Source organism: Xenorhabdus indica, assembly GCF_014467235.1.
Classification (GTDB): Bacteria; Pseudomonadota; Gammaproteobacteria; order Enterobacterales; family Enterobacteriaceae; genus Xenorhabdus; species Xenorhabdus indica.
The window spans coordinates 117,910-131,290 of record NZ_NKHP01000007.1; the positions used below are offsets into that span (position 1 = coordinate 117,910).

Consider the following 13,381-nt stretch of genomic DNA (forward strand, 5'->3'; position numbering starts at 1 on the left):
CTTTAAGAAAGCCTCATTGTCCTCACCAAACCAATTTAGCCATTTTCTTTCAAACCAACCTCTTATCGTTGACTGTTCATTGCAATTTCGAGCACTTCTCACGAATAATTTTCTAATAAACAATTTATTAAAAATATGGGTAACCATTCTATTTTTTCACTATCTATTGTCTTCGACATTCGACAAACCTCTTTTATCATTACCTTTATTTCCTAACGTTAAGGAGCTATATATGTCCACTGTCGTGTTACCTCGTATTATGGAAATAGGTGGTGGGACTCTCATCAATCTTCCGAAAATTCTGCAAAGTATCCGCAGTAAAAAACCGCTGATTGTGACAGACAAGATGATGGTTCAGTTAGGTTATCTCGATAAACTGCAATCTATTCTGCAAAAGGCGGGTATTGAAAGTGATGTCTATGCTGACACAATACCTGAACCTACTGCTGCTTCTATTCAGGCCGGGATTGAAAAGGTAAAAAGTGGTTTGTTTGACGCAGTTATTGCACTTGGCGGAGGAAGCCCGATTGACAGTGCAAAGGCCATCGCCATGATGGGTAAATTTGGCGGAACAATCAACGAATATCGTTCTCCCCGCCAATTCAATGAACAGGGGTTACCTGTGATTGCCATTCCGACAACGGCAGGAACAGGTTCAGAATGTACTCGTTTCACAATTATTACTGATGAAAAAACCGATGAAAAATTGCTTTGCGTAGGTATGGGATTCATGCCTATCGCCGCGATTATCGACTATGAGTTGACTATCAGCGTTCCGGCAAGAACAACAGCAGATACCGGCATTGATGCAATGACTCATGCCATTGAAGCCTATATTAGCCGGAAAGCTAATCCCTATTCAGATAGCCAGGCTATTGCTGCTATGAAACTCATCGGCCCCAACCTGCGCAAAGTATATCATGACGGCAATAATAAAGTTGCCCGTGAAGCAATGATATTGGGTTCAACTCTGGCAGGCATTGCATTTTCTAACTCCTCTGTTGCACTTGTACACGGTATGAGCCGCCCTATCGGAGCTTTCTTCCATGTTCCACATGGTTTATCCAATGCCATGTTACTTCCTGCCGTTACCCGTTTTTCTTTAGACGCAGCCAAAGAGCGTTATGCCGAATGCGCACGCGCACTAACTTTTGCAAAACTAACAGACAATGACGATGTAGCTGGTGAAAAACTTCTGGCAACTTTAGCCGATTTAAATAAAGCGTTTTCTGTGCCAACACCAGAGCAATTTGGTATTAATAAAACACGTTTTTTTGAAGTTGTGGAAATAATGGCAAAACAAGCTGAAGCCTCTGGTTCACCAGGTAATAACCCACGTATTCCAACCATTGCGGAAATGGTAGCCATTTATAAGCAATTGTGGAATTAATAGCCTGTTTATTGCGGGAAAAATAATACCCTGTTCATCCAGGGTATTACTCAGAACCTGCATCACTTAACCTTCTTGGATTCGCCTAATCCTGCCCTGCGCCAATAACGGCCAAACTTTTTTATATAAGTCAGAAGCACCAAGTGGTGGATAATAAACACGACGTTGTAAAACATCCGGTCTGTTAACCTCCGCCGCGACCACTTAGATCAAAATATCCCTGTTTCCCAATTGTGGAATGAGTTTCTTCACCAGAGTCAGAACTTCTGGTTCACCAGGACACCTGATTTCGATTACAGCCATACTTTCAGGCAGAAAATCTGTTGTCATATCATTTTCGCCCTTCACAAGCCGACTTCATTAGTTAAGAGATGGATACATCCTTCTCAAACATTTTTTTGCTTATCTTTATAATAAGGAACAAATAGATTCAGCATTCCTCCCCAAAAAATACCATCTGACAAACCACCGACAAAGCCAAATAGCAAATTAAAACTCAAAGAATGCATTAAAAGAGGATGAATAGCTATCATCGCGGAAAGAATGAATTTGACACAGAAAATGATAAGGATCAAAATCAAAGTTAAAGGTGTACCTTGACGAATAATTAAATCACTTTCAGGTTTTTGTCTTAATCGTGGCTGAGAGTTCCATAATTTCCAGCCTATCGCAATACCTGCCAGTATACCCACAATAAGCGCCAGTAATGCAGAAACCTGAAAAACCGTTTCATGTAATACACTGTAAACTGCCCAGATAAAAAACAATATAGGCAATAAAAACAAACGACTGGGATGCATTTCTCTATCGTCTAACGCCTTAATTCCGCGGAAAACCAAAAAGACTAATAAGACCCAAACCCATACAGGGGTGTTTTTTATAACCATCAAGATCGACATGCCTTTCACCTTTATCTATTCTCTTCAATGTACAAGTTACAACTTTGCTGGCTATATCTTGAAATCTATTATTATAAAAAATTAAGAGCCTAATACTATAGGCTCTTATTATAATTGTTCCTAAATAGATCCTCTATTTTTTCGCATTTTTAATTGTTATACATAAATTATCTATACTCTCTAATCCAAAGGACATACCCGAATAATATGACCATCGGGATCTTCAACAAGAAACGTTCGGCCAAACACTTCGGTATGAGGTTCTTGTAAGACTTTAATTGCAGGTTCCTGTTTCCATTTTTCAAACAATTTATCGATATCTTCACTGTTTGGTAACATAATACCGATTTCAGAAAACCGTGGAATTGTAAGATCTGGTTTTGTTCCTCCTGACCAAATAGCAAACAACGCTTCTCCATCAGCAGGGAATGCCACATAGCGTGAGCTTAAAAATATGGGTTCAATATTAAAGATCATTTTATAAAACGCGGTTGAACGCTCAATATCACTAACATAGACAAGCTGAAGATTAGGTTTAGCAGATATAGCCACCCTATTACCCCCTACATTCATTGCATTAAATACATTTTTTATCAGTACTCAGATGAAACACTGACATCTTTTTTTTAATCTTTCCTTGGTGCATATTTCTTATTTATTCAACAACTGCTTTCAATCTTAATACTGTTTCAACTAAATCATGTGTCACTTGTTTAAAGAAATCCTGGGATTTAACAACAGGATTATTTATATCAACCCCAAGTGACAGTTTTTGTCAGTAGTCTTTCTGATTAGCCAGTTATTTTTTCAAATTCCCGCCACTCCTTCAGTAAAGATTGCCTTGAACGGGGGTAACACTGCCTTTCCACCTTCAGACTCATTATCCTGTCTGATCTGAAATGACGGAATGCCTCCCGTAATTCACACCAACCAATCACGATACTGATATTTTCAAAGTACCCTAACGCAAAAGGCCAAATTGTTCTTTCAGATTCATTACTTTTTAGATCTAAATAAACGAAGGTAATTTTATGTCTGGTACGGATTGCCTGTCTTACAGACTGAATATCAACCACGGGTTGAATAGCTGTTGCCGCCGACCCAATTAATAAGGAATTGTTCTCCAACAATTGTTTCAATTCTGTTGGGATAACAGCCGCAATTTTACAGACAGCACTGTTTGCCGATTCTCTTAGTTGTGGATCTGCACGTTTAGCCACCCAACTGGTGCCTAACGCCAGTGCTTCTATTTCATTTTGAGTAAACATGAGTGGTGGCAAAACAAAACCCGGTCTTAAAACATACCCTATTCCCGGCTCACCTTCGATAATCGCGCCCTGCTCCTGCAAAGATGCAATATCCCGATAAAGTGTTCTTAAACTAATGTTCATTTTTTGTGCTAACACTTTACCCTGTACAGGAAAATGATAACTGCGTAGCATTTCCATGAGAGATAACAAACGCTGTGCTCTGGACAATTCTCCATCCCTATTTAATTTGTTAAAAATAATCCAATAAATCATAAGCCAATTACAGAAATTGACTCAACTGAAACTCTGGAAACATAATAACCCTGCTTAAATAAACAGGGCTATTTATGTTTAAGTATACTTTGTGTATCTATCTGGCCTGATCAAGCTATCACTGATGGACGACGCCCTTTCCAAGGCATTGCTTGCTCCAGTTGCGCAGAAACCTGAAGCACTGTAGCTTCATCACCATAGCGGCCCACGAGTTGTATACCGATAGGAATACCATCATCACTCCAACCAAGTGGCAATGAAATAGCAGGTTGACCAGTAATATTGAAGGGATATGCGAACACCGAATCTGCCCATTTGGCATTGTAACGATCGATATCAGGTTCTGACATATCATAATACCCCATAGGACGCGGTAATTGTGTCAATGTCGGTGTAATAAAAATATCGTAAGATACCAGGTCAGATGTGAGTTCCCGCCCAAGTAAACGGATCTTTTCTATATCGTTGGAATGAGCCATACCATTTATCGAACGCCCACGTTCTAAAATCGCCCAGGTCACAGGTTCAACATCATTGGGTGTTACCGGGCGTCCGACAATATTAGATAAATCATCAAAAATTGCCGCTGTCTGCACACAAGCCATGTTGATGTAAGTCCTCCAGGCGACATCCGTGTCAAACTTCATATTGTGCTCTTCCACAATGTGTCCCTGCCTTTCCAACTCATGAACAGTAGCTAATACCGCCTTTTTAACCTGTGCATCAATTTGAGTGTTATTGGGTGGTGTGACAGTAAACCCGATACGCAATTTTTTCGGCTCGCGTACCATCAGCTCTAGCCACGGTGAATCTGGTGTTGGTGGTGTATAAGGATCGCCCGGAAGTGCACCTGCCAACGCATCCAGATAAGCAGCTGTATCTCTTACTGTGCGTGAACAACAGAGAAAATGGACGCCGCCGTACCAATAATCGCCAAAAGGTGCTAAGGTCACACGTCCACGGGATGGTTTCAGCCCCACAACGCCGCAGCAGGAGGCAGGGATCCGGATAGAGCCTGCTCCGTCACTGGCTTCTCCGATAGGAACAAGGCGAGCAGCAACGGCCGCTGCCGTACCACCGCTAGATCCTCCGGCAGTAATACCTTCTTTCCAGGGGTTTTTTGTGACACCATAAAGTTTTGGTTCAGTACTGATTGACCAACCACTCTCTGGCGTATTCGATTTCCCTACCAATATCAATCCCGCACGTTTAATACGCCGTGCCATTTCTGAGTCAACAGGGGCAATTATATCTTTCATATAGCGAGAACTGTTGGTCAATGATGTGCCTTTCCATTGAGTAGCCAGTTCCTTAAGTAAAAATGGTACACCGGCAAAGAGGGCATTATGATCGACAGACGTTGCAGCTTCTCTGCCAAGATCATATAGCTTGTGGACGACAGCATTAAGCTCAGGATTAAGTCGTTCAATACACGTAACAGCCGCTTCCACAAGCTCGACAGGTGTTACTTCTCCCTGCTTGACCAGCCTGGCTAAATCAAGCGCATCCGACTCCGTGTAGGTGTTAATAAGACTTTCAGTTACAGTCATTACTCTCTCCTATCGAATAGAGACAAGTCTACTTGTAATACTTATCGCTTTATCTGTTTCATATTGTATTGGTCTATATTCTTTATTTCCCGCATTGCAACTTTATGAATTATATCTTGTAATTTATAGTTATATTCAACAAAATTTATATATGAATTATAAATAAAGACCTTTTCAGTCGATTCAGGCTAAAACTATCTTGTTTATTGTCAATAGCGGGCTTAACCGGCATAAGATGACTTATTTTTATCATTATATTTTCCCGAACATAAATATTTGACATTACACTTTATATTAATAAGACTAACGGTTTTACCTCTAAAGGATTTAGGGAATAATGACTATATATGATTTAAAACCCCGTTTTCAGAACCTGTTGCGTCCTATCGTCATTCAACTTCATCAACGAGGATGCACAGCCAATCAGGTCACATTAGCTGCACTGTTTTTGTCAATTTTTGTCGGTTTATTATTAAGTTTATTCCCCTTTCCTCATCTCTATTGGCTCCTGCCTATTTTTCTTTTTATTCGTATGGCACTGAATGCCATTGATGGCATGCTGGCACGGGAACACAACCAAAAATCTCATTTGGGAGCTATCTATAATGAATTGGGAGATGTCATTTCTGATGTGGCTCTTTATCTCCCTTTTTGTTTTTTACCTCATGTCAGCAATATCAGTTTACTGATTATTCTGTTTCTTACCATTCTGACTGAATTTATTGGCATATTGGCGCAAACAATCGGCGCATCACGGCGTTATGACGGCCCGATGGGGAAAAGTGACCGGGCTTTTGTTTTTGGGGTTTATGGATTGGTTATTGCAATTTTTCCTTCAGCTTTAAATTGGAGCAGTTATTTGTTTCCTATTGTAGCCATTTTACTCTTGATAACGTGTTATAACCGGATTGTCAGAGCACTAAATGAAATCAAGCTCAATAAATGAATAGACATAAAAATACTGAACACATTATTTCACAGTGAAATTATAAAAAAACACTATTCATTTGATTTTTATTGATTCAACGCTAACCTATCAGGTAACTTTTTGACGTATAACACCTTTATTGGATGATAAAAGCGGTATCCTTATACTAATTACTTATTTTAGTCTGTTGTGTGGGCAGCTTATTTTTAGGTCTTATATTAAAATGAATACTCGTAAAATTAATGGGATACGACTATTTAGTGCGTTTATTGATTCCTGCTGGAAGGAATCTTACTCCTTTTCCCGTTTTATCAAAGATGCTATTGCCGGGATCACTGTTGGTGTTATTGCCATTCCTCTGGCAATGGCTCTGGCAATAGGGAGTGGCGTTGCGCCTCAATATGGGCTATATACAGCCGCCATCGCAGGTATGATTATTGCCATTACAGGTGGTTCACGTTATAGCGTTTCCGGGCCAACGGCTGCTTTTGTGGTCATTCTTTATCCGGTATCACAGCAATTTGGTTTGAGTGGCTTGCTGATAGCAACACTTATGTCTGGTGTTATCCTGATTATGATGGGATTAGCACGTTTGGGTCGGCTTATTGAATACATCCCGCTGTCCGTTACGCTGGGGTTTACTTCTGGTATTGCTATCACCATCGCCACAATGCAGATACAAAATTTCTTTGGTCTGCAACTCACACATGTTCCCGAAAATTATATTGATAAAATTATTGCTCTCTCTCAGTCCCTCCCTTCATTTCAGTTGAGTGATACACTTATTGGTCTGACCACTCTTCTGATACTGATTTTCTGGCCTAAATTGGGACTTAAGTTACCAGGTCATCTACCTGCTTTGGTTGCCGGCACAGCTATAATGGGAGTGATGCACCTATTGGGGCATGATGTCGCTACTATCGGTTCTTCGTTTAGTTACACACTGGGGGATGGAGCACAAGGTCAGGGCATTCCGCCAATCCTTCCTCAATTTGTGTTGCCATGGAATTTACCGGGTTCAAGTTCTTCCGATATTAGCTGGAATACCGTCTCTGCATTACTGCCCGCTGCCTTTTCAATGGCTATGCTAGGTGCTATTGAATCATTATTATGTGCAGTCATTCTTGATGGCATGACAGGGAAAAAACATCACTCCAACAGCGAGCTACTTGGACAGGGATTAGGTAATATTGTTGCACCTTTTTTTGGAGGCATTACTGCAACTGCGGCTATTGCCCGCTCAGCCGCCAATGTGCGTGCAGGTGCAACCTCCCCTATTGCCACAGTCATTCACTCCTTGCTGGTATTATTGGCACTGTTATTTTTGGCCCCAATGCTCTCATACTTACCTTTAGCGGCAATGTCCGCGATTTTATTGATAGTAGCCTGGAATATGAGCGAAGCTCACAAGGTTGTGGATTTAGTTCGTCATGCCCCCAGAGATGACATCATTGTGATGATGCTGTGTCTATCATTAACTGTATTGTTTGATATGGTGATAGCAATTACTATTGGCATTGTTCTGGCATCACTTTTGTTTATGCGCAAAATTGCCAACATGACCCGGATTAGTACCTCAGCAATGACGGATACTGAACAAGGGCTATTAGCTGTCCGGATTAACGGCCCTCTTTTCTTCGCTGCTGCCGAGCGTATTTTTACTGAATTGAAAGAAAAAAGTGTGGAATATCAGATTATTATTATGCAGTGGGATGCTGTTCCTGTTTTGGATGCCGGTGGGCTACATGCTTTTCAGGGTTTTGTACGCGAAATGGCGAAAGGACAGAAGCATGTTGTAGTCTGTGACATTCCTTTCCAACCATTGAAAACACTGGCAAGAGCAAAAATTGTACCCATTGAGGGACAACTTAGTTTTTATGCTACCTTACCCAAGGCATTAAAAGAGATGGAGTTTAATTATTCCCCTGAAATTTGTATTTCAGCAGAAAAAACCAGCCATTGTTAAGATTCTCTTGGCTTATCCAATCAGACATCAAACTAATCCAGTGGAACCCTTTTTACGGGATTGTCCATGTCAGATTTACTGGTATTCATTGCCTTAGCGACTTAATTTATCTGGAGTGACAACAATCTTGACAATTACCGTTTATGACCTACCTTTAATAGTATACCTTCGTTTCGCACTTCATTCATAATTTATTGTTTTCTTTTCATTAAGAATTGTCGTGTATGCAATATACATACAAACACTTAGAGATCAAAATATTACAGATATAGCTGCGGAAAGTCGGATGTAAAGTTTCTATTTTTCATTATTAAGGGGAGCATCATGAAAATAGAAAAAACTTTTTATAACAATACAAAAATGCCTATTTTAGTAATTCTTGGGGCAGAGTATGTAAGGGGTACAGTTAGCCCTTCAGTCTACAGACAAACAGTCAACCCTCAAGAAACAGAAACTTTAACTGTTGATGGAGACTATATATCGCGGCTTGATTTGGTTATACAGTATAACCAAATTGACTTTGGTATGAGTTTAAAAACTATGGAGCAAGAGCCGGAAATAACTAGTTTTTTAAAATATGAAAAATTCGTTCTTAATTATAATGAAACGAATGAAGTTAATCCACCTGAATATTTTCAGGTTTCTATAATTCCGTTGATTGAATTATAATATCATTTAACATAACTAACAGGAGGTTATGAAATGGATAGTAATCTTCATTATAATCCTGATAAGTACATAGCTAACTATACTGAATTCAATTTTTACGTATCTATATACCTTTACTTCAATAAAAAGGAAAAATTCGCATCAACATATATAAAATCTAATTCGTGGGAGGCCTTTAAAATTCCAGGTATTCCTATAGTAACTGGCATAGTATTTCAAAGTGTTACAACTGCATTACAACTGCGATATTTTGCACAATCTCCCGCATCAAAAGGTCTTATGTCTCATTTTGAAAAACCAAGCATTCATCTTCATCAAGGAAGAGACGTTGAATTTTATTTTTATTTAACAAGTACAATACAAGAGCAAAAGTAATTAATTAATATTATTTACATTTCTATCCAGGATAAAAACTAGCATATTGATATCATAACCAAGAACAAAATTTCTCATCCACATTATAATGGAGTGATGAATCATTCATCGCTCCATTATAATAAAAAATCCCCGTATAATCTGTGTAAAATTCGACAACTCAAATTCTTGATTATTGATCAGCTATTTTATAAAGGTCTAAAAAATTAATAATATGGCTTTCAAGCTGCGATTTGAAAAACACCAGATATACAAAAGCGGTTACAATGATAATTATCTGTAACCGCATATTATTCAATATTTCAGTCGATTAAATTATTACTTACTGGTATCCAATGCCGGGAAACCTTTCACTACATCATCAATCGCTTTCAACTGCATCAAGAATGGTTCCAGTTTTGCCAGTGGTAGTGCAGATGGGCCATCACATTTTGCATTTTCTGGGTCTGGATGCGCTTCAAGGAATAAACCAGCAATGCCCACTGCCATTCCCGCACGAGCCAGTTCAGCAACCTGCCCGCGGCGGCCACCGGAAGCTGCACCAAAAGGATCTCGACACTGTAATGAATGTGTTACATCAAAAATCACAGGTGAACCATTGGTTGCTTGTTTCATCACACCAAAACCCAACATATCAACAACCAGATTGTCATAACCGAAGTTACTACCACGGTCACACAGGATCACCTGTTCATTGCCACCTTCTTTGAATTTTTCTACGATATTACCCATTTGCCCCGGACTAACAAATTGTGGTTTTTTAATATTAATCACAGCTCCAGTTTTCGCCATCGCTTCAACCAGATCAGTTTGACGGGCGAGGAAAGCCGGAAGCTGGATAACATCAACCACTTCAGCCACAGGTTGAGCTTGTGCAGGTTCATGCACATCAGTGATGATTTTTATGCCGAAAGTCTGTTTCAGTTCCTGAAAGATTTTCATTCCCTCTTCCAAACCAGGGCCACGATAAGAGTGGATAGAAGAACGATTAGCCTTATCAAAAGATGCTTTGAAAACATAAGGAATGCCCAGTTTTTGTGTCACTGTGACATAGTGCTCACAAATCTGCATGGCCAAATCCCGTGACTCAAGAACGTTCATGCCACCAAACAATACAAATGGCAGATCATTTGCGACCTTAATATCACCAATATTAACCACTTTCTGTTGCATGCTTATACCTTCTGTTGTTAAGCGCAAATAAATTTGCTGTATTAATAAAACATAAAATCAGGCGCAGACATTTCGTCATTGCACGATAAGTCTATTTATTTAAATACTGTTAATGCAGTACTATTGGCGGTTGCTCTATGGAGTTAATCTGCATTTTTATCATCTCTGAGATTGGATCCTCAGGGCAATGCTCTACAAAATAACTCAAATCCGAAACAGCAATATGATTACAATCGAGCTGAGCATAAATAAGCCCACGATCACGGATTTCATACGGGTCATCAGGGTCGAACATCAATACGACCTCACTGGCTTTGAGTGCCAGTTCCATCTTTTTCTCTTCCATTAAAGAAACTTTGATCGTATCTGTAATCTTGCGCACAATGCTGCTGTTATCCGCTTCCTGCAAGTCTTTCTTTTCCAACCGAACAGTTGGACCAATGTTACCTTTCAACCAGACATCAAGGGTATGCTCATTGAGAGTCTCCCCATTCATGGGATTAATGAACCACGTAGGTTGATCAGGCAAATCGATGCGCAATATCAACTGTGTTGGAAATATCACTGGCTGTACAGGCATTGCCAATGCCTGAGCTATATGTGCAAACAGCGTACCTAACGCAACCGGAGCACCTTGACGTGAATGAAGTACACTATCCAACCATAAAGTATCCGATAGACAGTACACCCCATTCGCCGCGCCAAACTTCCATTCCCGATAAAAAAGTGTCAGCAACGATTGCAATTTTGCCCTGGTATCGTTGACTAAAGAAAGTACCTGCCGTGCTTCTTCAACCAAAACAGTTAACTGTTCTGCCACTGAAGTTTGTGGAAAATCAGGACGAATAGCCTTTGTAACCAAAATAATACCATCAATCAGAGGAGCATTATTGAATTCATAATTAGCTATGGGGTTCATTTTTATTCCATCGACCTACCGTGATACGTTCATTACCACCATAATCTTGAAAAGTCGCTATCTGATGATAACCCTTCTCTAAAAACAGGCTCCTCACAACAGCTCCCTGTTTCCAGCCATGTTCCAATAACAGCCATCCATTTGGTAATAAAAAATGGCGGGCTTGTTCCACAATTGCCTTTAAATCTGCCAGACCATTATGGGCCGCAATCAATGCAGTAGCTGGTTCAAACCTGACATCACCCTCTTGCAAATGAGGGTCATTCTCGTCTATATACGGAGGATTACTGACAATCATATCAAATTGTCTGTCACCCACCGCAGAAAACCACTCACTTTGTAAAAAATTCACATTGTGAATTGCGAGTTGTGAGACAATTTCCCCTGTATTAATTTTTTCCACATTATATTTCGCCAGTGCGACTGCTTCAGGGTTGATATCAACCCCTGTCACATGGCAATCACGTCTCTCACTTGCCAGTGCCAGAGCAATTGCTCCTGTTCCTGTACCAAGATCCAGAATTTTTGCGGGCGTTTCCGGCAATAATTCCAGCGCTTTTTCAACCAGACACTCGGTATCAGGGCGCGGGATCAACGTTGCCGGTGATACGGCAAGCGGCAATGACCAGAACTCTTTTTCACCCACAATATAAGCAATCGGCTCACCTTGCATACGGCGAGCCAATAGATTATCAAGCCTGTGAGACTCTTCCTCTGAAATGGAAGTTTCACTGAAAGCAATCAGATAAGTGCGGGAATGTCCAGTCACGTATCCCAACAGGATTTCCGCATCACGTTTAGGGCTGTCACTACCAGGCAAGTCATCAGACAACTGAGCCGTTGCATATTGTAGCCAATGTTGATAATTCATTAGTCCTGCTCTGGCTGTTATTCCTGTTCTGACAGGGCAGATAATTGATCGGCCTGATATTCGGTAATGATTGGCTGGATCAACATATCCAGTTTACCTTCCATGACTTCATCAAGACGATATAACGTCAAGTTGATGCGATGATCAGTAACTCGTCCCTGCGGGAAATTATAGGTGCGGTTACGATCTGAACGGTCACCAGAACCAAGAAGATTACGACGTTCTGAGGCCTCTGCTTCTTGACGTTTCTGCGCCTCAGCGGCACGAATGCGGGCAGCCAGTACAGACAAAGCCTTAGCCTTGTTTTTGTGCTGCGAGCGCTCATCCTGACATTCCACCACAATCCCTGTCGGAATATGGGTAATCCGAATAGCTGAATCGGTGGTATTAACGTGCTGCCCTCCGGCGCCAGAAGAGCGGTAAGTATCAATTTTTAAATCACTGGGGCTGATTTCCGGCAATTCAGCTTCCGGAACTTCCGGCAGAACTGCAACAGTACAGGCAGAAGTATGAATACGGCCCTGAGATTCCGTTTCCGGTACTCGCTGAACACGGTGACCACCTGATTCAAATTTCAAATGACCATAGACCTGATCTCCTGAAACTTTCGCAATGATCTCTTTGTAACCACCGTGCTCACCTTCGTTAGCGCTCATAATTTCTACTTTCCAACGACGGGCTTCAGCATAGCGGCTATACATACGGAACAGATCTCCTGCAAAGATTGCAGCTTCATCACCGCCTGTTCCTGCACGGACTTCAAGAAAACAGTTCCGTTCATCATCCGGATCTTTGGGTAACAGCAATAACTGTAGCTGCTGCTCCAGTTCTTCATTACGAACTTTTGCGTCCTTGAGTTCTTCCTGCGCCATTTCCCGCATTTCGGGATCATCAAGCATCATCTCAGCAGTCTGTATATCATCCTGAATCGTTTTCCAAGTTTTAAAACAGCTTGTGACATCAGTAAGTTGTGCATATTCCTTTGATAATGCGCGAAAACGCTCTTGATCAGCGATCACATCGGCGTCACCGAGATGAGCCAAAACTTCTTCATGGCGTTCTTGCAATGCTTCCAGTTTAGAGACAATAGAAGGCTTCATTCGTAATATCAGACCTTA

At 40.8% G+C, this 13,381-nt stretch carries 14 protein-coding genes; 5 read left to right on the plus strand and 9 right to left on the minus strand.

Annotated features, from left to right (window positions below; all coding sequences use genetic code 11):
- Window positions 1-232 precede the first annotated feature (232 nt).
- Window positions 233-1,390 (plus strand): iron-containing alcohol dehydrogenase, encoded by a 1,158-nt coding sequence (locus tag Xind_RS07685; protein WP_187649781.1) that lies wholly within the window; start codon window positions 233-235, stop codon window positions 1,388-1,390.
- Between the two features lie 204 nt (window positions 1,391-1,594).
- Here the strand turns inward: Xind_RS07685 and Xind_RS22235 are convergent, their stop codons facing one another.
- The 5 genes from Xind_RS22235 to Xind_RS07705 form a co-directional block, all read right to left on the minus strand.
- A complete protein-coding gene (locus Xind_RS22235; RefSeq protein WP_276511063.1) occupies window positions 1,595-1,720 on the minus strand; it encodes a hypothetical protein in 126 nt (41 codons plus the stop codon).
- Between the two features lie 56 nt (window positions 1,721-1,776).
- The gene (locus Xind_RS07690; RefSeq protein WP_246432490.1) at window positions 1,777-2,277 is read right to left on the minus strand and encodes a DUF6622 family protein; all 501 of its coding nucleotides are present in this window, start codon (window positions 2,275-2,277) and stop codon (window positions 1,777-1,779) included.
- Window positions 2,278-2,469: 192 nt separating this feature from the next.
- The gene (locus tag Xind_RS07695) at window positions 2,470-2,841 is read right to left on the minus strand and encodes a VOC family protein (RefSeq protein ID WP_047682212.1); all 372 of its coding nucleotides are present in this window, start codon (window positions 2,839-2,841) and stop codon (window positions 2,470-2,472) included.
- A 239-nt stretch (window positions 2,842-3,080) separates the two neighbouring features.
- A complete protein-coding gene (locus tag Xind_RS07700) occupies window positions 3,081-3,767 on the minus strand; it encodes a helix-turn-helix transcriptional regulator (RefSeq protein WP_047682265.1) in 687 nt (228 codons plus the stop codon).
- Window positions 3,768-3,922: 155 nt separating this feature from the next.
- Window positions 3,923-5,362: an amidase gene (locus Xind_RS07705; protein WP_047682214.1), complete on the minus strand. Its 1,440-nt coding sequence runs from the start codon at window positions 5,360-5,362 to the stop codon at window positions 3,923-3,925.
- Window positions 5,363-5,699: 337 nt separating this feature from the next.
- On the opposite strand from Xind_RS07705, the gene Xind_RS07710 reads away from it, so the two are divergent.
- The 4 genes from Xind_RS07710 (at window position 5,700) to Xind_RS07725 (ending at window position 9,300) form a co-directional block, all read left to right on the plus strand.
- Window positions 5,700-6,308, plus strand: a complete 609-nt coding sequence (locus Xind_RS07710) for a CDP-alcohol phosphatidyltransferase family protein (protein ID WP_187649782.1) — start codon at window positions 5,700-5,702, stop codon at window positions 6,306-6,308.
- A 205-nt stretch (window positions 6,309-6,513) separates the two neighbouring features.
- Window positions 6,514-8,256 carry a C4-dicarboxylic acid transporter DauA gene (gene dauA / locus Xind_RS07715; RefSeq protein ID WP_047682218.1) on the plus strand — a complete coding sequence of 581 codons (1,743 nt, stop codon included), beginning with the start codon at window positions 6,514-6,516 and terminating at the stop codon, window positions 8,254-8,256.
- A 324-nt stretch (window positions 8,257-8,580) separates the two neighbouring features.
- Complete coding sequence (locus Xind_RS07720) at window positions 8,581-8,925, plus strand: hypothetical protein (RefSeq protein ID WP_047682220.1); 345 nt, start codon at window positions 8,581-8,583, stop codon at window positions 8,923-8,925.
- A 33-nt stretch (window positions 8,926-8,958) separates the two neighbouring features.
- Complete coding sequence (locus tag Xind_RS07725) at window positions 8,959-9,300, plus strand: hypothetical protein (protein ID WP_047682222.1); 342 nt, start codon at window positions 8,959-8,961, stop codon at window positions 9,298-9,300.
- 318 nt (window positions 9,301-9,618) lie between these two features.
- On the opposite strand, the gene kdsA is transcribed toward Xind_RS07725, so the two are convergent.
- The 4 genes from kdsA to prfA all read right to left on the minus strand — a co-directional run bounded on the left by kdsA (window position 9,619) and on the right by prfA (window position 13,363).
- Window positions 9,619-10,473: a 3-deoxy-8-phosphooctulonate synthase gene (kdsA, locus tag Xind_RS07730; protein WP_047682224.1), complete on the minus strand. Its 855-nt coding sequence runs from the start codon at window positions 10,471-10,473 to the stop codon at window positions 9,619-9,621.
- A 109-nt stretch (window positions 10,474-10,582) separates the two neighbouring features.
- On the minus strand, window positions 10,583-11,392 hold the full coding sequence (gene sirB1, locus Xind_RS07735; protein WP_047682226.1) for an invasion regulator SirB1: 810 nt from the start codon (window positions 11,390-11,392) through the stop codon (window positions 10,583-10,585).
- Window positions 11,376-12,263: a peptide chain release factor N(5)-glutamine methyltransferase gene (gene prmC, locus Xind_RS07740; RefSeq protein ID WP_047682228.1), complete on the minus strand. Its 888-nt coding sequence runs from the start codon at window positions 12,261-12,263 to the stop codon at window positions 11,376-11,378. Before prmC ends, sirB1 begins: the two co-directional genes overlap by 17 nt.
- Before the next feature lie 17 nt (window positions 12,264-12,280).
- Window positions 12,281-13,363: a peptide chain release factor 1 gene (gene prfA, locus Xind_RS07745; RefSeq protein ID WP_047682230.1), complete on the minus strand. Its 1,083-nt coding sequence runs from the start codon at window positions 13,361-13,363 to the stop codon at window positions 12,281-12,283.
- Between the last annotated feature and the right edge of the window lie 18 nt (window positions 13,364-13,381).

Excerpts from the sequence above, each read along its gene's own strand:
- Xind_RS07690 (WP_246432490.1), bottom strand. The coding sequence starts at position 2,277 with ATGGTTATAAAAAACACCCCTGTATGGGTTTGGGTCTTATTAGTCTTT.
- dauA (WP_047682218.1), top strand. The coding sequence starts at position 6,514 with ATGAATACTCGTAAAATTAATGGGATACGACTATTTAGTGCGTTTATT.
- Xind_RS22235 (WP_276511063.1), bottom strand. The coding sequence starts at position 1,720 with ATGACAACAGATTTTCTGCCTGAAAGTATGGCTGTAATCGAAATCAGG.
- Xind_RS07705 (WP_047682214.1), bottom strand. The coding sequence starts at position 5,362 with ATGACTGTAACTGAAAGTCTTATTAACACCTACACGGAGTCGGATGCG.
- kdsA (WP_047682224.1), bottom strand. The coding sequence starts at position 10,473 with ATGCAACAGAAAGTGGTTAATATTGGTGATATTAAGGTCGCAAATGAT.
- prmC (WP_047682228.1), bottom strand. The coding sequence starts at position 12,263 with ATGAATTATCAACATTGGCTACAATATGCAACGGCTCAGTTGTCTGAT.
- Xind_RS07720 (WP_047682220.1), top strand. The coding sequence starts at position 8,581 with ATGAAAATAGAAAAAACTTTTTATAACAATACAAAAATGCCTATTTTA.
- Xind_RS07710 (WP_187649782.1), top strand. The coding sequence starts at position 5,700 with ATGACTATATATGATTTAAAACCCCGTTTTCAGAACCTGTTGCGTCCT.
- prfA (WP_047682230.1), bottom strand. The coding sequence starts at position 13,363 with ATGAAGCCTTCTATTGTCTCTAAACTGGAAGCATTGCAAGAACGCCAT.
- Xind_RS07725 (WP_047682222.1), top strand. The coding sequence starts at position 8,959 with ATGGATAGTAATCTTCATTATAATCCTGATAAGTACATAGCTAACTAT.
- Xind_RS07685 (WP_187649781.1), top strand. The coding sequence starts at position 233 with ATGTCCACTGTCGTGTTACCTCGTATTATGGAAATAGGTGGTGGGACT.
- sirB1 (WP_047682226.1), bottom strand. The coding sequence starts at position 11,392 with ATGAACCCCATAGCTAATTATGAATTCAATAATGCTCCTCTGATTGAT.